Raw genomic sequence first — 17,903 nt, forward strand, 5'->3', positions numbered from 1 at the left:
TCAAATAATTAGCAAATTCTAGTGTTTAATTAGGAAGAAAAATAGGGTAAACTGCATATTTGTTATTATTTTTTTTAGATACCTATAAATACCAATTATAAGCAAAATAGTTTAACTTAACTAACCCTCAGTTATATGTTATTATGAAGTAAGATCTAATCATATATTACGATGGGAGCATAGAGGCAAATGTCTTATTTAATGCATAAAAATCAATCAAAAATATTTGTTATTTACATTATCTTTGCAGTAATATTACTGAATTTCTTTACTACAATTGAAATGTCCAATATTCAGTACAACATTAATAACTTAGATCTTCCACAAATTTTAGCTCCACAATACCCAACAGAAGATTTAGTTTTCGAACAGGCATCCAGAAGTAAGGATTACTTTAGCATATTAAATAGGGTTACTAATCCATCTGAACTTGGTATCGTTTATAATCATTATTTTATCCTTGATAATAGATATGCAACTTACCAATATCTCCACATTTCAAAGCTGTTTTTATTTCTTGAAAGATTACTTATACCAAGACAAAATACCAGTAAGTATAAGATTTCCCTCAATATTAAATATTCGGTTTAAATGTAGCTAATCGTATAATATTAGGAGGGTTAATCAATGGAACTACAATTAGATGTGATAGCTGTTTTACTGGTTTTTATTGGTTTCTGCATAGGTTCTGCATTTTTAGTTAAAAAAGCTAATGAAGAAGTTAAAAAACAAGAAAAAGAAAAAGAACAAGAAAAGGAGATAGTAACGACTTATAAAAGTTCTAAAAAAAATATAAAGTAATTAAAAAAATAAATAAAGTAAAAAGTATAAATTAAGTAAAAAAATATTGGAGTGTTGGCTCCAATATTTTTTTGTATGCAATTATACACATTTATCTACTTTTCAATAACAAAGGAATATAGATTAAAGGCGGCATCAGTTCCAGTTCAACACCATATTTATGCCGCCAATAGTCTTTTTTTATCTAGTTGCTTCTAATATGTCTTCATATGCCCAGTGGGTTTCTGGTAAATCTGAGAAACCTGCATCTTGCAACTCACTTTGGCTTGGTACTCTACCTAAAACTCTGTTCATGATTACAATTACTTCGGCACGGCTAATTGCTTCATTTGGTCTAAAGGTACCATCTGGGTATCCTTGTATCCATCCCGCTGCTACTGCCCTTTCAATTGATTCCTTTGCCCAGCTATCATTAGTATCCTGTAAAACTCGACTAGAAACAGCAGGAGCATCAACTGGAATAAAGTTAGCCAAAATTGTAATAAATTCGGCTCTAGTAATTTGATCTTTAGGTCTGAAACTACCATCTTGATATCCATTTACTAATCCGTGATCTAGGAAATAAAGAATTGCTTCGGCTGACCATGAATTAGGGTCAACATCAGTAAAGATAGTATTAGTGTTTTTAGTTCCTTCATCTTCCTTTATAACTAACTTAAAGATTAATGTTAAGACCTCTTCTCTAGTCATTTTAGCATCAGGTCTTACTGTTCCATCTGTAATTGCACCTTCTGGCATTTCAATTGGATCTGTAGGGTTACTAGGCTCTTCAGGTAAAATTGGTGTTTGAGAACCAGTAGGGTCATAAACTAAGAAACTCCAATCGATGCTTCCGTCAGCTAATCGATTAATCTCTTCTGGCATCACAAGATTACTAAAATGACTTGTGGTTAATTCACTACCTGATGCATTGACAGATTTAGATCCATCAAATAAGAAGTTAGAATCTGATCTTAATTGAGCTTCTTGACTAGCAGGTAATCTATCCCTAACTGCCCTTGGGTTATTGTAGTGGAATGAAACAAATCCATCTAACTGAAAATCTGGTGTTATGTTGGAATAAGTGTATAAATTTAAGTTAGTTGTATTATTTAGTGCAATATTTTCACCCCTAACGATTACTGCAGGGTTACTATTACTCGAGAATCCATCAGCAACGTTTCCAAAAGCTACACTATTTTCAATTACATGGGGTACATGAATCCCCTCTCCACCTAGCTTAAATCCATTACCGTCTCCTGCCCCTGGTGCTTGCCCTTTTAAAAATCCGTTATTATAGGCGATACTGTTTCTAATGGTAACGGCTCCAATTGCCCCTGTCCCTACCTTAGCATACAAGTCCCAACCATCATCAATATTATTATAGGCGATACATCCATCAAATATATTTCCTTCACCTGAGGTAAGTTTAGCAGCAAAACCATCGGCATTGTTTTGTGACGGATCACTATTATTAAAGGATGTACTATTTAATATAAGGTTATAAGAAGGCCATTTTGCTGGGTCATTTTCTGTAGTATCTGTACGGCTTATTTGCAAGCCTGTATCACCATGCTCGTAAAGGGTAACCAGCTCAATAATGTTATAACTACCTCCCACGGTATAACCTTTAGTGTTTCCTGCAGACCTAGCAAAGTCCAACCCCTTAACATGCCAATAGTGGCCACTATGAATTACTCCCTCTGACCTTTGATCAAAGTCAATAACTGGTCTTGTTCCTTCTTCTGCAACTAAGTATTTCCTTGCATCGGCAGTACCATCGTTATATTTCTTTATTTCTAATGGTTTATTTCTTAAGTAATGACCATCTAATACAACAATCCTTTGCCCAGGCATTACAAAATCGATTGCTGTATCAAGATCTAGTGGGTTTTGTCTCGATCCATCGCCACTTGGTGTTCCTGTTGGCGACACATAAATATCTCCACCCTCTTGATAAGTTCTCATATCAACTGTAAAGTTTCTAACGATAACATCATATGAGGTTAATAACTGTGTATCATCGGGTATAAAGGTCAAGCTAAAATTAGTTGTACTATTTTTAGTAATAGTTGTTGGTATTGAAAGAATTTCTCCACCATTAACTGCTACATTTGAAACAATTGTCGTGCTTCCTTGTCTAACCGAAACTGTCCCATCAACATTTGCGTCTATCATCACATTATAGTTCTCTAACGAGTATCTACCAAGAGACTCAAATCTTACACCTGGTACAACCGGCTCTTTTGGAGGTTCTACCTTTTGCGCATCGGTAGCCGCAGCAGTAACATCTAGCTCAATATTATAAACTTCTATTGTAGCTAATCTTGCCGAATAGAAACCAACATACATCTTTCCATCTTGAACCTTTAATATTTCAGGTTCAAAAATGATAGCTTCAGCCCCATCATTAATCTTACCTGTAAAACCACTATTGGTTTTTGATAGCGTTAATCTGTAATTTTGAACAGGGTATGTAATAGAAGCTGTAGGTCTACCTTCTTGAAGCATTACGGCTTTAATACCCTTACCACCTTCACCATCTGACCCCAGTACCCCGGTTCTTGCAAATAGTTGCGTACCGTTAGGGTTTCTAGTTCCACCACTATAACCCCCAATAGCAGCTATATTGCTTGAGAAAACATCAGATTTTAAATGACCATCTATTGCGTCTCTTGCCATAATCCCAAAAGACTCTTGTCCATCGTGGTTAGGTTTAGCATAGTCAACCACCTTAATGTCTGCTGATAGGGTAAAATTATCTTCTTCCGCATCTAATTCAATATAATAGAAGGAAATACCGTCGTGGTCTCCAGTAACTTTCCCACCACCTTCTAAGGCAATAATTTCTATATGGTCGTTTCTTTCATTAATAAAGTTTCTTGAAGAACTAATTGACTGTCCAAATATCACTTTGTTCCATTGATATTCAACCTTTTCCCTTACTGTAACCCTTAACGTAGTTGTATCATCTCCATAAGTGATTAAAATCTCGTATACTCCTGGTTGGCTACTATCGAAGTGACTAGTATCCATCTGGTATCCACTTACTGGTGTACGATCACCATTATCAAATACCTCTGAAACAACTAACCCGCTGTTATCAAAAGAATCCCCTATAAAATAGGTTGTTTTTGGATAGTTAGTAACTTCAATCCCTTGAGAATCTTTAACCTTTACATTCACAGTAAGCTTAATCTCTATCCCTTTATGGGTGATTGTTAGTTCTATGTCTGAAGCTATAGTAGAGTCAAAGCCTGTTACTTCAAACTCGTCTCTAGTTAATCTAACTTCAGAACCATCATCATATTTAGCATAGACAACGATACCATCTAAATCTAACTCGTCACCTATGAAGTATTGCATTACTTCTGGGTTTTGTCTGATCTCAAGACTCTCTAAATTTGCTGCCTTAACATTAACTTTAAAATCTGTAGTTACTCCATTGGCAGCTTCAATTACTACTGTCATCTCTCCCTCTGTAGTGAATACATATGGGTTTTCTAATGTTGATGGCTGATTATTAATTAATATTGTGTAATCATCACTAGATATTTCTTCTATTGTATAACCATTATTATAGTTAGCTAAAACAACCATTCCTAATGGATTAAAGACATCTAGCTTATAATAATCAGTTTTGGCTGGTAGATATTTAATACTTAACTCAGAAACAGTCAATGGTACAATTTGCAGATCAATTGTAACTGTTACCCCACTATAATTAATTGTAATTCTATTACTGCCTACTTCACTACTATTAAAGCCAGTTACGATAACATCCGATGGATCAATTAACGCTTCACTACCGTCATCATATAATGCAGTGATTAATAGACCAGATAAATCTAGACTTTCGCCCACTAAATAATCGGTCTTCATTCCACTATAGTCAACATTTAATTCTTCAATTTTTCTATTATCTACAATTATTTCAAAATCACTGAAGGTCACTGTAGCATTTCTAGAAACAAACAGTCCTGCATAGTTTATTTCTCCCGTATAGTCTTGAAGAATTTGTGTTTCATCACCCACCTTTAATACATATAAGTCACCAGATTTCTGAAGGCTCAAATCATATTCTTGACCTGCTGCAGGGTTTATTGCATCACTAAATAAATGATCTGCTTTTTGAATACCAGATCCAGCATATTTATAAAAGCCCTTCATCACTTGGTCTAGCGCACCCACTGCTACATAATCTCCAGTAAAGCTACCCAAGTTTTGGTAATCTAAAACGTTACTTCTCAACATCAAACCAAAAGCCACTTGATTATTGCCTGTCCAGGCATCTACTTTAGCTCTAGTCTTGATTTCAAAATTTACATCCGCAGGTATTTCTTTAAAGTAATAAGCGATCCCTTCTGTTTCTCCTGCTATCTTACCTCTATTGTTAGCAACTTTTATTGTCATAGAGCCATCAGGATTTTGTGTAAACCCGTAGTTATTCGGGTCTAATATAACTGCATCTCCACCATTGTCTCCAAAGAAACTATCCTTCCAATCTCCTAATTCGATTTGACCTTCTATGTTTAATTCTATATTACTGAAGGTTACCGTCGTGTTTCTAGAAGCAAACAAGCCGACGTAGTTGTTTTCTCCTTGATATGTAGTTGTATTAATAATTTCTGTTTCACCATCGACTGACAATATTAATAGGTCTCCCATTTTTTGAATACTTAGGTCATAAGTTCTTCCCACGGTTGGTTGCACAACATTAGCAAATGGGTCATAATCAACTTTTATTCCACTACCTGTCGTATTATCTTTATAAAAAGCACGCATCTCTTGGCCAACAGCACCTACTGCAACATAGGAGCCAAAATTAACGTTACCTGTATGCTCGTTAATTAAGACCTCATCCCTTAGCATAATTCCAAAACTTACTTGATTGTTAGCTGTCCAAGTATCTACATGAACAGTTGCACTAATGGTGAAGTTTACATCAGTGGGGGCTTCTCTAAAATAATAAGCAATCCCTTCAGACTCACCTGCTAATTTCCCTCTATTATTAGCTGTTTTAATCATTACCGTATCATCTTGATTTTCAGTAATCTCGAAGTTTTCTTTAACGATTTTATCTTGTCCACCAACATCTCCAAAAACACTTCCCTGCCAGTTACTATCTTCTTTAAGATTAATCATTCCTTGAAAAGCTTCATCAACGGCTGCAAACCCAGATATGTTGATGGTAGTCAGTAATAAAGTTAATGTTAACATCATTGCTAAAAAACGCCTTAGTTTCATTCTTTAGACCTCCCCATAAAATTCTTTTAATCATTGAATTTCTCAAGACCCCCTATCCCCACTGAGGATCCTTTGCCTAGCTACATCTCTACTGCTTCAACTCACCTCCACTATGCAAACGTTAACATTTTTACGAAAAAAAATATCCTGCAAACGTTAACATTTAATGATGAAAAATACAGCTGATTAAGAAGTTTTCTACACTCGTTTACACTCGCTTTTTAACACTCTTCAGCTTTGATATTCTCACAACCAAATGCTAGTGTTCTGCATTGCACACGTTAACAAATTGCACTAAAAAAATATCTGAATTTTTAATCTTCACTATGGGTTTCATTATATAATATTTAAATTAGATTGTAAACTTTCATTTTGAAATTTTCAATTAATTTTTTAAAAAGAAAAAATAGTCTTTGATATGATATCAAAGACTATTTAAGTTCCATGAAGCTGACCTGGTTTTTGCCCCCACACTCGCCTGCTGGAGGGTTGGCTCGGGGTTGCCTTCACTACTACCTCTCTCGGTTTTACCGGCAGGTCTTACATCTAAGCCGCACCATGATCAATAACACATTTTTTGTTATCTTACGTGGGTCCTTTTGCCTGCGACTGGCATGGACTTACAACCACAGACCTTCATGCATACATTATATTATACCTCATTTACTTTTTCTTATCAATGAGTATAGATGTATTTTCAGTAAATTTTTTACCGTAACCGTGGTTAGTCTTCTTACCTATTTTAACCAACTTCAACTGTTTCTTTATTTCATCTAAGTTTTCCTGAGCCTTCATGGTGTTTTCTTTATCAACACTACTGATTTCCTCAGTTACCACCATGATTTCTTGAATTTTTTCCTTTAAGATCTTTACTCCTGCTATGGGTTCCTCTTTAAGATCGGCGAAGTTTTCAATTCCAAGTATTTCTTTTACTTTTATAAACTTTCCAAGAAACTCCTGATCTAAAATATCAATCTTGTTCATGGTTTCTTGTTTCCCTTGTATAAGATTATTTAATATATCAATATCATCGTCCTCAACTGCCTTAAGGGCGTCCCTTTGTTGTATCGTTAGATCCAGCAATTTTTTTACTAGTTGTAGCTTCCCTTCACTAACCCTAATTAAATAATCTACAAGTTCTTCTACTTTTACTTCCATATCTATTTCCCCAATTTAGCCAACTTCATGGCTTCTTTCCACGTGTCCCTAAGCTCCGTTACCATACTTGCCGCCTCATCTAAAGGAGCTATATTTTTTGTAATATTAGCTTCAATCACTTGATCTAATAAGTAGGTGTATAGCCCTCTTAAATTTTGGGAAATTTCATAGTTCATGTCTAGAGTGATATTTAATTCTGTAATAACATCTTGCGCACGTTTTAGAGCCTCATTGGCACTAGCAAAATTCTTCTGTTCGATAAATAACTTTCCTTGATTAATAAACTTTAAAGCTCCATTATAGAGCATTAACGTTAATTCTTGAGGACTTGCTGTTTTTATGCTGTTTTCTTTATATTGACTATAGGGATTTTGCATTGCCATAACTATTTCCTCCTCAGTTTTACCTAACCACCAAACATTTGTGCATATAACCAGTTGCTTTGCTGTTGCATTTGGCCTAATGCCTTTTCCATTGCTGAAAACTGTCGCCAGTATCTATCTTCCCTTTGAGTTAATATACGCTCTTCTCTTACGATACGAGTATTAAGATTCATTAAGTCTTTATCTAGTACGCTGATGGAGCTATGGGAAGTAACAAAATCAATTAAAATATTGCTTTGAACACTTCTTAAAAGAGATGCATCATCCCCTGTACCTGAACGTCTTACAACGTCCTTCATTCCCGTTACTAAACCATCGTATAACCTTTGAACTAAACCAGAATCATTAACTCTATCCTGCCCAGTCTTATCTGAAGCAGGGGCTTTAAAGAAGAGATCCATTACCCCTTCTGGGTCATTGCTTATGGCTTCTCTTAATTTATCTTCATTAATAACTAGTTTACCACCATCTCTATAATTTCCAGTTGTAATTCCTATTTCGGTTATATGTTTATATACACCAGAAGCATCTACTGTTTTATATAAGTCCCCTCTAAGATTTTGTACAGTTCGTATAAGGACTTCATCATTTCTCAATAGCCCACTTTTGGCTCTTTCCTCCCATAACTCAATATCTTTATCGGACATAGTATCCTTTTCTTCTTGAGTTAAAGGCTGGAAGCTTCTATATTGGTTCTCATTAACTTTCCCATTCAGTGTATCAAGCATACTATTATAGCTGTCAACAAAGGATTTTATTTGATTAAATATACCATCAACATTGGTATCTACATGGATATTGACAAGTGTATCTACCTCAGCAGATCTTAAATTTAATTCGATACCAAACACAGTAAAGTTATTAGTCGGTCTAACTAAAGTTGTTCCATTAAATTCAATCTCTGCATTTGTCCCCTCTACAGTTGAACCATTCAGTCCATTAACAACTATCGTATCCTCTCCAGTATCTCGATTTCTAATCATTAATTGACCTAAATTAATATCAAATGCAGCTCGTAGACCCATACTTTTTTCAGTACCATCAATAACAGAATTATTTATTCGATTTACAAAAGTTGAAATAGATTCTCCTTCGAGGGCTGTTATCTCTTTACTTGTACCGTTCTTATTCTGTATAGTTATAGTAAACTCTTCATTGAAAGTTGAATCCGCCTTAAGAATACCGCTGGTAATTAAATTATCACTTGTAAAAGCAGCATTGTTGGCCAGTTGTTTAACTTCAACCGTATGATTCCCGTTCATGGCATCTCCTCTAGCTGTAGCCGACACAATGGCTTCATTACTAGAGTTAGCTGCCTTAATCCAATTTAAATTGTTAGTGGCATTCTGCCTTAATGTACCATTTGGCGAAATTTGAGTTATGCCAAAATCCTTTCTAGTATTTAAGATAAAATTCGCCATAACTCGGTTTACGTCATTATAGCTTTCTTGACGCCATTTCAAGGTTTGCTCTTGCCTTAAAAACTTATTCATTCTCATACGTTCTGCTCTCATCAAGTCTCTGACCATTTGCTCAGTATCCATACCTGATGCAAGTCCACCTATTCTCATTACATCACCCCATTATTTCTTAGTTAAATATCAATAAAATTAAACAAATATGTAACAAATCTTTATACCCTTTGATCCACTAAAATACCCGCTACCTCTAACATATGGGCAACCATATCTAATAATTTTTCTGATGGAATTTCCCTAATTACTTCATCTCTAGCTGAATCAATTACTTTTACCATAATATTTTTTGTTTTTTCATGGATAGAAATTTCAAACCTTCTATCAAAGGGTTCAAAGCTCTTATTGGCCTTCTCTACAGCCTTGATCACCTTTTCTTCTGAGAACTGCCTCTCATTAGCTTGCTTTTCTTGTCCTTGACCTGTAACCATTGGTTGTTTTTGGCTTCCTTGCCCTATACCACTGGTTTGAATCGGATAATTATTTCCCCCTTGTATACCATCAATTTTCATTCAGGCTCCCTCCTGTATATTCAATTTTCCTCTACTAATTATATCGGTAAAAAATAAAAAAAGTTTAATGCTATTTATATGGAATTCTAATTAGTGATACAATAATAGATAGAGGCACAATAACTTAATGGAGGTATAAACAATGGGTAATAGAACTTTAAATAATGATGCAAAGCTAAATTATTTTCTTAAAGATGGTAAAATACTTAAAACCTCTGACTTTCAATTAGAGGCTACCAATGGTTCTTCTATATATGAAGTTATCAGAGTGATGAATGGTGTACCATTATTTTTAGAAGAGCACTTAGAAAGGTTAAATACTTCAATAAAATTATCAGGCGAAACATATAGAGCTGATGTCCATCTACTGAAAACACAAGTCCAACAATTGATTGAATTAAATAATACCCCTGATCAAAACATCAAAATTATTATTAATAACTTAACCTCCGATTTACCTAACCTTTATCTATTTTTTATTTCTAGCAGCTATCCCACGGTCTCTCAATACCAAGAAGGTGTTAAATCAATTTTATATTCAGATGTAAGACATAACCCTAATATTAAGACCATTGTTCAATCACAACGAGATAGAATTAACACTACCATTTCTAAACATGAAGCCTACGAAGCAATTTTAGTTAACGAAAACAATGAAATAACTGAAGGAAGTCGTTCGAATATTTTTATTGTAAAAGAAAACAGTCTTTATACTGCATCTGCATCTGATGTACTTATTGGTATCACCCGTTCAAGAGTAATTAACTTATGTAAAAATCTTGAAATTATTGTTAATGAGAAAAAAATCTCGACAGAACTTTTAAAAGGAGCTGATGGTATCTTTTTAACAGGAACTTCACCTAAGGTTTTACCCATCTCTCAAATAGATGAAAGTAAATATGGTTCTGCCAATAACCCTATTATTCTAAAGTTAATGAAGGCTTATGATGAACTGATCTTGCAATACATAAATGGGTATCAACAGTAAGTAGCTTTATTTACATGACAAATCATATTTTAATTTTTATGTGGTTAAATTATATAGGAATAACGATAAGGAGGTTTTTTATGAAAAGGGAAGAAAGATCAGAAAAACAACATTACATCAAACCTACAAAAGAAGAAATAGCTAAGAAACTAACACCTCTTCAATACAAGGTTACCCAAGAGTGTGCAACTGAAAAACCCTACTCTAGCGAATATAACCTTAATAATGAAGCAGGTATTTATGTTGATATAGTTACTGGCGAACCCTTATTTAGCTCTTTAGATAAATATGATGCCGGATGTGGCTGGCCTAGTTTCACTAAACCTCTTGAAAAAGAAAACCTTGTTAATCGAAGAGATTTGAGCCATGGGATGATTAGAACAGAAGTAAAAAGTAAGCACGGTGACTCTCACCTTGGGCATGTTTTTAATGATGGTCCCCCTGATAAAGGTGGTGTGAGATATTGTATTAATGGCGCTTCCTTAAGGTTTATTCCCATTAACGACTTAATAGAAGAAGGCTATGGCGAGTATCTACAACTTTTTAAATAAATCAACATTATGATACTTTGTAACCTTTACCTACCTTTACCTACTAAAAATGATTAGGTCAGATTTAGATAACTTGGGATTGTATTGATATCCATCCAATTGATAACCTATTAGATTTTCTATGGATGTAATTTTATTTTTAATTAAGTAATTCACCATTTTACCTCTAGCTTTTTTAGCATAACTTGCAACTACTTTATAGGTATTATTAGATTGTTTTTCTTTAAAATCGATGGTGACCATAGGTAGCTTTACCATCTTACTAAATTCACCGGAGGCTAAATTTATAATTAAGTCCTCCTTTTTTAATTCTTCAGTAATTTTATCTTGCCAAAACTGATATAAACCTCCTTCTATAACCTTCATTTTCATATCTAACCTATAGGGTTTAATTCCATCTAATGGCTTTAAAAGCCCATACAAAGCCGATAGTATTCTTAAATGATTTTTCATGAACTCAACTTCTTCTTCATCGTAATCATCCAGCTGAATTTCTTTAAACACCATACCAGTGTAACTGGCTATACAATGATTTTCTTTTGCTTTATGAAAGTGTCTGTAGCTTTCATAGGTTAATGTAAGGAGAGGTTCTTTCAAACTCATGATCCTTCCTAGATCCTCTATAGTAAACTTTAGTATTTCCTCTATTAATCTATGACTTTCATTAATGAAGGTTGGTTTGTTAGCTTCTTTATTATTAAAAGAGTTTGAAAAGTTTTGAGTTTTACTTGGTGAAATGATGATTTTCATAGGTCGTCCTCCTAAAGCCCTTAATAAAATTATTTAGAGTACTGTGATCCTACCCTCTTTTAAGTATTTTAATATTAATTTAACCTCTACCCCTGTAGCCTCAGAAACTTCAAAGACACTAGCACCTCTATGAAAGAATAGGTAATCTTTAACTTTTTGATAGGGGCTCTCTTTATCTTCTAAACAGGATTGACAAATGACTCCTTCATTACTTCTGAATAGCTTACCACACACAATACAATTTTCTAAAGTTTTGGTCACCATAATCAACTCCCATTAGTTTTTCTTCATTATACTACAAATTATACCATATTTTTTATATTTGTATTGAAAATTATAAAAGGCCCAACTGGTGGTCTTCAGTTGGGACCTTAATCATTAAAACTATACTATTCTCTTGAAATACTATCTAACTCATTAATTAAATGATTTAACTTATTATAACCATCTAAAATTTCATTGACGTTATTAGTTTGTTGATGGGAGCCTGTAACCACCTCTTCAACTGATGCAAGGTTTTCTTGGGTTATTCCAAGAATTGATTCTATCTGATTCCCAATAAGCATAAAAGATTCTGATAGTCTACCAATCATACCATCTAATCCGTTAGATTGTTGAACAACATCTTTTGTATTATCTTCTATATGCTTTATAATTTCTTTAACACTATCTGTTTCTGCTTTACTGTTAGCTACAGACCTATGGCAAGAATTGATTCTATTTGCTACATTGCTTGTCTCTTCTTGAATTTCTTGCAGTATGTTACTAATTGTTTTATTTGATTCCTTTGAGTGTTCTGCTAGTTTCCTTATTTCATCTGCTACAACTGCAAAACCTTTTCCTGCTTCACCAGCCCTTGCACTTTCTATTGAAGCATTTAAGGCCAAAAGATTTGTTTGCTCAGCAATATTATTAACTGTAGTTAAAATTTCTTCAATCTTCTTTACCCGTTCTAATAGACCAGTAGTTAATTGTACTGAATTATTTATTTGCAGTTCAACATCATTCATTTTTTCATTAAGAATCTTCATTTTCTCATTTCCATTTAAAGAGATATTTAAAGTGTTTTGGGAGAGATTCTTCATAATATTTGAGGCATTTAAAAGATCACCTAATTGATCCTTATTTACATGCATCGATTGATTAATTTCTCCAAGACTGGTGGATTCTTTTTCTATGCTATCACTTATTTGATCATAAGAAATTTCTAGTGTACTGGCTATTTCCATGGTGGAGTCAATATTGACCTTCAAGTTTTCACTAAATGGAACTAGTACTTCGATAGAATCCTTCACTTGATGTACAATAGATTCATTCTTCTCTTTTGATTCCACTAAACGTAGATTATTTTTTTCTATTTCATCCCTCAACCTCTGACTATGATTACATTGTAAAACAATCAGTAGTGTAAATAATCCAATAAACAAGTTAAATGTAAAAATACTTTGAGCTGTATTATAGTTAGGAAAGATGTACTCATTGGCAGTCATTAGGGCATAGGTTGATATCAAAATGCTTAAAATTCCTGATAAAATTACAGGTTTATATCTTTGATATAGGGAAACTAAAAATAACGACATATAGATAACTAAATAAGAAAATATACCAGGTGTAAATACTAAAAGCATTAAAATAAAGGCTTGTATCCCCACCACCGATACATAAGGCACATACTCTATCGCTTTTTTCTTCACCACTAAATAGGTAACTGTCGCCAAAAATCCTCCACCAACAATTACAATTAATAAAAGTGCTTCTAACCCCTTAGAGGTTAAAATATTATCGATAATACCTAACACTACGCTTATTGTCATTAACACTAGCATAAACTTATTTTTTTTATGGGTCTCACTTAAAATGTCCATTCACTCCCTCCTTATCATTCCTTTGTAGAATCCTGTTGCAGTAGGAATATTTCTGTAGATTTTTACAATGAATCTAATGCTTTTTATTTATTCGACAAAAAAATGCTATTACCTGTTATCTAAAAAATTATTTTTAAATATTTTATATATTTTAAAAATTACCTATAAATATTGATGTATTTGAATTTTTATTACTCTTTATACTTCAACAGAGGGGTGGTGCAGAATTTATTTAACAATTATACCGATAATAATCACAACCATAATCACATATAGTAAATATAATGTACAATAAAAGACCGTAACGATTAGTTACGGGCAGCTCATTTATATATTCCATTGTAATGGCACAGAAGTTTTAGTTTTATGGTTTTTATGACTATACATTTTTTCGTCGGCTGAATTTAGTACATCAATAAAATTTTCCTTATTAGTTATCTGAGCAATACCATAGGAAACCTCGATATCAAACTCAAACTCATGGTCATCTTTAAAGGTATCAATTGCCCGATTAACAATGTTTAAAGATGTAGCTTCATTACACCCTGCCAATATTAATAAAAATTCATCTCCACCATATCTAATGATAAAATCATTTTTTCTAATTGAATCCCTTAATACTTCGGCAATTTTAATTAATACCTGATCTCCTACAAGATGCCCATGGGTATCATTAATATCCTTAAAATTATCTATATCCATTATCACTACGGTTGATAACCCCAGCTTTGGATCTAACTTGTAATTAGATAACCACCAGTCAAGAAAAGCCCTCGAATATACTCCTGTCAATGTATCCTTATAGGCTATTTTTCTATACTCGTATCTACTTTTCCATAATAAAACAACAGTTACCATTAGACCGCATAACACCAAAAGTACAATATTCAAAAAAACAATACTATTTTGCAGTAATAAAATAATAGACTTAACTTTAGTAATTGAATAAATTACAATTAATACACTGATCATGACTTTAATATATTTTTTATTCAAATAGATCCTACCTCCGAAAATTTAGTCATAGCACGCTGTCTATTCATGCATCTACAATACGGTTATTTTTACATAAAATTTACCATATATATATTCTCTACTAAATAGTTATTCCCTTCCTAATTTGTAAAAAAAATAGGACTTTAGACCTACATTTTTTTATCTATTTCGACATTAGTAGACTATCTGATCGGATTTACACTGAGAATTCTGTCTAAAAAAAGAAACCAGCAAAAATTATAAACTTCAATTTACTGGCCATTATCAATATTTATGCTTTAGGAGGAGGTAAGATGAGGTAGGGGCTGTTCTGTCACATTTTGTAATACACTCATATCTTCCTGTAATATTTCCATAAAACATTTAACTACTTGAGGATGAAAATGAGTAGCTGAATCTTCATGAAGGATTTTCATTGCCTTTTCTCTTGTCATCCCTTTTCTATAGGACCTGTCACTGGTCATGGCATCAAAGGCATCGGCCACAGCCAGTATATATGCTTCGATAGAAATTTCATCCGCCCTTAACCCATGGGGGTAACCACTTCCATCATATTTTTCATGATGCTGTAGGATAATCTCTTTAACTTCCTTTAAAAAATCAACCGTACTAAGGATTTCAACTCCTATTGAAGGGTGTTGTTTTATGACATCAAATTCTTCTGAAGTTAGTTTATCAGGCTTATTTAATATATTATCGCTTATACCGATCTTTCCTATATCGTGTAATAAAGCTGCTGTTTTCAAAGTATCAATTTTCATTTCATTTATACCCATTTTTTTTGCTATTTTTTCAGCATATTCTGCTACTCTTTTAGAATGCCCATCTGTGTAGGGATCCTTTGCTTCCACAGTTTTCGTAAGGGCATATACGGTTTCAAAATAGACTTGTTTCATCTCTAAGTAAAGCTTAAATGAATGACGAGCTAGTAAAAGTGGACCAAAGAAAAGCAACATTATAGCAGCCCCATAATTTAAATATAGAAGGCTTAGAAATATTCCTAAAGATGCAATTACAAAACAGTTTGGTAGTAGCCATTTCATGTTTTTTATAAACATATATTTAAATGATTGATTATTTAACATTGAAAGGAGTTTAGTCATAATAAAAGTATTCAATAATAAATAGATACATATGGTTAATACTAATGGGAGAATGTTTGTATAAAACAGTGGGTCTTTAATTTTCATACCAAAACTATAATAAATACTAGCAGGTACCCCTATAGAAATAAAGCTTTGAGCCCCATTAAATAGTGTTTTATAGAAGGGTGTATTAAATATATGCCGTGTTGGTTCCTTGCTACTGCTACCATACCTTAACATAACACCTAAAGATGAGCATATTGCTGCCCCTAACGGTCCTGTAATAATCATAGAGGCTAACCATACTGCATAACCAACTGTTACTGCACCACCTCCTGGTATAACAACAACTAACGATTCTATTGTAATAGACAGTATAATGAATAATAAAAGCGTACTCAAATCAGGTACATCATATGAAATTACCATGTAGATCACAACAGATAGCGAAACAGTAATTATTCCTAATATATATTTTTTCAGACGAGAAGGTAAATCTTTCACTATTATTCCCTCCATATATATATAACTTAGATCGACTAAATACTTGCTACCACCAAGAAATAGATGCAATAGTTCTTGTAAAAAGATCTAATATCATTGTTAAAAATGTCATTTTATTTAGCCCCCTTGCATATTCTCTATTGCTACGCTAGTACAATAGGCATATACGCTACGCTAGGTAAGGCTGGTTATTTTAGTCGATCTAAATTATTAACAAATTTTTGCAAGCCTACGGTTTAGAGCATCTAAAGTAGCTCTTACGATAGATTCCCTAAGGTCACCTTTAACAATTGCATTACCAATATGGACCTCTTCATATTCTGAGGCAACTACACTAATACAAACAACGATAACTTCTTTTTTCCCTATATTTATTTTTTGAATATCTTCAACAGCAAAAAAGTGATCTTGGTCAATAAATTGATGTATTGCCCCTAAAGTAGCATTGGCAATAACTCTATAGGTATTTGTTGGTGTATTAGGACCTATATCGGTTGCTGTAAATAGGTGATCATCCCATTTCAATTTCACTTCAGTTCTAATTTGATTTCCTGTTATAGAATAATCAATTCCTTGTATGTTGAGTCTTCTATCCCTATGCTTTATTGAATTTGACTCTTGATAAAAAATTTGAGCTATACTGATTTTTTTATGATCTATATCTAATTTAAACTTCGCATTAAAAATTGCTTGGACATCTCTAGAAATTTGCTTAGGATTTCTTTCCGTAGTTGATACGACATTTATTTCTTCTATATCAAAAGATCCATCAGCATCTTGAAGTTCTATCGCTTCAATTTTTGTGTATAGCACACTTGGTATGCAGTTTAATGTTCTTTCCATTTCTTCAATTTGATGCTTAAGTACGTGCTCCATAAACTAAACTCTCCCCCAAAATGGATCAATATTTCTATTTCCCCTATATTTTACAAATATATACAAAAAATTAACTATCACGTTTTAATTCTACCATTTTTGGCTTTTTCCTGCTGTAAAAGGTAAAAAAAATAAAAATGTAAGAGTTTTTCTTAATTACTTAAAAAAGCAAAATAAGAGTTTTAAATTATCATAATTCTAGAATGCAAAAAGGTGCTGTCCTATAATGATTGTAAGAATCATTTTTGAGACAGCCCTTAAATTGCTTTCAAACCATATAATTTGTCTATCGATCTATACTTTTATTATTGAAATAGCCTATGAGGTAACATAAGGCTTTAGCAACCTTTCAATTTCTTCCTTCCAACTACTAAAAGTGGGATATACATCTTTTACGACTAAGTTTTCTAATTTAGCTTGCTCCTTATTTTCATAACTATTTAATACCTTTCTCAAACCATTTTTGAGACATTCAAGTTCTTCATTAATTCTGCTCATTTGGAATTTTTCTTCCATAAGATGTAGCGCAGTCTCTATACTAGCTATCCCCTCTAATACATCATATAACATTGTCAAGGATTCTTCATACCTTAATTCTACTAACTGATTTTGTACATGAAGGATAGCTTCATCAATAGTGCTTAGTAAAGGTAAAATGTGGTTAATTACTGGGATGATATCTTTAATGTTATTCAACTCCTCTATAAATAATATTAGCTAATAGTTTATAACT

Annotated in this window: 16 protein-coding genes; 4 read left to right on the forward strand and 12 right to left on the reverse strand. The window is 33.1% G+C overall.

Annotation, left to right across the window (positions count from 1 at the left end; translation table 11 throughout):
- Window positions 1-189 precede the first annotated feature (189 nt).
- Together T335_RS0119295 and T335_RS22440 are read left to right on the forward strand one after the other, a co-directional pair.
- The gene (locus tag T335_RS0119295) at window positions 190-591 is read left to right on the forward strand and encodes a hypothetical protein (protein WP_026478986.1); all 402 of its coding nucleotides are present in this window, start codon (window positions 190-192) and stop codon (window positions 589-591) included.
- 36 nt (window positions 592-627) lie between these two features.
- Window positions 628-801 (forward strand): hypothetical protein, encoded by a 174-nt coding sequence (locus tag T335_RS22440; protein WP_156943735.1) that lies wholly within the window; start codon window positions 628-630, stop codon window positions 799-801.
- A 180-nt stretch (window positions 802-981) separates the two neighbouring features.
- Here T335_RS22440 and T335_RS21390 read toward each other — a convergent pair whose 3' ends face one another.
- From T335_RS21390 to T335_RS21830, 5 genes are all read right to left on the reverse strand, one after another.
- Window positions 982-6,027, reverse strand: a complete 5,046-nt coding sequence (locus T335_RS21390; RefSeq protein WP_051569428.1) for a bacterial Ig-like domain-containing protein — start codon at window positions 6,025-6,027, stop codon at window positions 982-984.
- Window positions 6,028-6,690: 663 nt separating this feature from the next.
- Window positions 6,691-7,185, reverse strand: coding sequence for a flagellar export chaperone FlgN (flgN, locus tag T335_RS0119310; protein ID WP_026478987.1), 495 nt, complete (start codon window positions 7,183-7,185; stop codon window positions 6,691-6,693).
- Window positions 7,186-7,187: 2 nt separating this feature from the next.
- Entirely contained in the window at window positions 7,188-7,568 is a 381-nt protein-coding gene (fliS, locus tag T335_RS0119315; RefSeq protein WP_207640701.1) for a flagellar export chaperone FliS, read from the reverse strand.
- Between the two features lie 23 nt (window positions 7,569-7,591).
- Window positions 7,592-9,139, reverse strand: a complete 1,548-nt coding sequence (gene fliD / locus T335_RS0119320; protein WP_026478989.1) for a flagellar filament capping protein FliD — start codon at window positions 9,137-9,139, stop codon at window positions 7,592-7,594.
- Window positions 9,140-9,201: 62 nt separating this feature from the next.
- A complete protein-coding gene (locus T335_RS21830) occupies window positions 9,202-9,555 on the reverse strand; it encodes a flagellar protein FlaG (protein WP_051569429.1) in 354 nt (117 codons plus the stop codon).
- Window positions 9,556-9,697: 142 nt separating this feature from the next.
- On the opposite strand from T335_RS21830, the gene T335_RS0119330 reads away from it, so the two are divergent.
- Together T335_RS0119330 and msrB are read left to right on the forward strand one after the other, a co-directional pair.
- The gene (locus tag T335_RS0119330; RefSeq protein WP_026478990.1) at window positions 9,698-10,543 is read left to right on the forward strand and encodes an aminotransferase class IV; all 846 of its coding nucleotides are present in this window, start codon (window positions 9,698-9,700) and stop codon (window positions 10,541-10,543) included.
- A gap of 80 nt (window positions 10,544-10,623) precedes the next feature.
- Window positions 10,624-11,094 (forward strand): peptide-methionine (R)-S-oxide reductase MsrB, encoded by a 471-nt coding sequence (msrB, locus tag T335_RS0119335; protein ID WP_051569430.1) that lies wholly within the window; start codon window positions 10,624-10,626, stop codon window positions 11,092-11,094.
- 36 nt (window positions 11,095-11,130) lie between these two features.
- Here msrB and T335_RS0119340 read toward each other — a convergent pair whose 3' ends face one another.
- The 7 genes from T335_RS0119340 to T335_RS0119370 all read right to left on the reverse strand — a co-directional run bounded on the left by T335_RS0119340 (window position 11,131) and on the right by T335_RS0119370 (window position 17,866).
- Complete coding sequence (locus T335_RS0119340; RefSeq protein WP_026478992.1) at window positions 11,131-11,844, reverse strand: YaaA family protein; 714 nt, start codon at window positions 11,842-11,844, stop codon at window positions 11,131-11,133.
- Between the two features lie 33 nt (window positions 11,845-11,877).
- Window positions 11,878-12,105 carry a hypothetical protein gene (locus T335_RS21400; protein WP_156943737.1) on the reverse strand — a complete coding sequence of 76 codons (228 nt, stop codon included), beginning with the start codon at window positions 12,103-12,105 and terminating at the stop codon, window positions 11,878-11,880.
- A 128-nt stretch (window positions 12,106-12,233) separates the two neighbouring features.
- Window positions 12,234-13,709: a methyl-accepting chemotaxis protein gene (locus tag T335_RS0119350; protein WP_026478993.1), complete on the reverse strand. Its 1,476-nt coding sequence runs from the start codon at window positions 13,707-13,709 to the stop codon at window positions 12,234-12,236.
- Window positions 13,710-14,036: 327 nt separating this feature from the next.
- The gene (locus T335_RS0119355; protein ID WP_026478994.1) at window positions 14,037-14,705 is read right to left on the reverse strand and encodes a GGDEF domain-containing protein; all 669 of its coding nucleotides are present in this window, start codon (window positions 14,703-14,705) and stop codon (window positions 14,037-14,039) included.
- 278 nt (window positions 14,706-14,983) lie between these two features.
- Entirely contained in the window at window positions 14,984-16,294 is a 1,311-nt protein-coding gene (locus T335_RS21405) for an HD-GYP domain-containing protein (RefSeq protein ID WP_051569432.1), read from the reverse strand.
- A gap of 210 nt (window positions 16,295-16,504) precedes the next feature.
- Window positions 16,505-17,170, reverse strand: a complete 666-nt coding sequence (locus T335_RS0119365; RefSeq protein ID WP_026478995.1) for a hypothetical protein — start codon at window positions 17,168-17,170, stop codon at window positions 16,505-16,507.
- Window positions 17,171-17,488: 318 nt separating this feature from the next.
- The gene (locus tag T335_RS0119370) at window positions 17,489-17,866 is read right to left on the reverse strand and encodes a hypothetical protein (protein ID WP_026478996.1); all 378 of its coding nucleotides are present in this window, start codon (window positions 17,864-17,866) and stop codon (window positions 17,489-17,491) included.
- Window positions 17,867-17,903 lie beyond the last annotated feature (37 nt).

This window comes from Alkaliphilus transvaalensis ATCC 700919 (assembly GCF_000621485.1).
GTDB lineage: Bacteria > Bacillota > Clostridia > Peptostreptococcales > Natronincolaceae > Alkaliphilus > Alkaliphilus transvaalensis.

Bases quoted from the DNA above. Each gene is read 5' to 3' on its own strand.
- fliS (WP_207640701.1), bottom strand. From the start codon at position 7,568: ATGGCAATGCAAAATCCCTATAGTCAATATAAAGAAAACAGCATAAAA.
- msrB (WP_051569430.1), top strand. From the start codon at position 10,624: ATGAAAAGGGAAGAAAGATCAGAAAAACAACATTACATCAAACCTACA.
- flgN (WP_026478987.1), bottom strand. From the start codon at position 7,185: ATGGAAGTAAAAGTAGAAGAACTTGTAGATTATTTAATTAGGGTTAGT.
- T335_RS0119365 (WP_026478995.1), bottom strand. From the start codon at position 17,170: ATGGAGCACGTACTTAAGCATCAAATTGAAGAAATGGAAAGAACATTA.
- T335_RS0119350 (WP_026478993.1), bottom strand. From the start codon at position 13,709: ATGGACATTTTAAGTGAGACCCATAAAAAAAATAAGTTTATGCTAGTG.
- T335_RS21390 (WP_051569428.1), bottom strand. From the start codon at position 6,027: ATGAAACTAAGGCGTTTTTTAGCAATGATGTTAACATTAACTTTATTA.
- fliD (WP_026478989.1), bottom strand. From the start codon at position 9,139: ATGAGAATAGGTGGACTTGCATCAGGTATGGATACTGAGCAAATGGTC.
- T335_RS0119295 (WP_026478986.1), top strand. From the start codon at position 190: ATGTCTTATTTAATGCATAAAAATCAATCAAAAATATTTGTTATTTAC.
- T335_RS21830 (WP_051569429.1), bottom strand. From the start codon at position 9,555: ATGAAAATTGATGGTATACAAGGGGGAAATAATTATCCGATTCAAACC.
- T335_RS22440 (WP_156943735.1), top strand. From the start codon at position 628: ATGGAACTACAATTAGATGTGATAGCTGTTTTACTGGTTTTTATTGGT.
- T335_RS0119340 (WP_026478992.1), bottom strand. From the start codon at position 11,844: ATGAAAATCATCATTTCACCAAGTAAAACTCAAAACTTTTCAAACTCT.
- T335_RS0119330 (WP_026478990.1), top strand. From the start codon at position 9,698: ATGGGTAATAGAACTTTAAATAATGATGCAAAGCTAAATTATTTTCTT.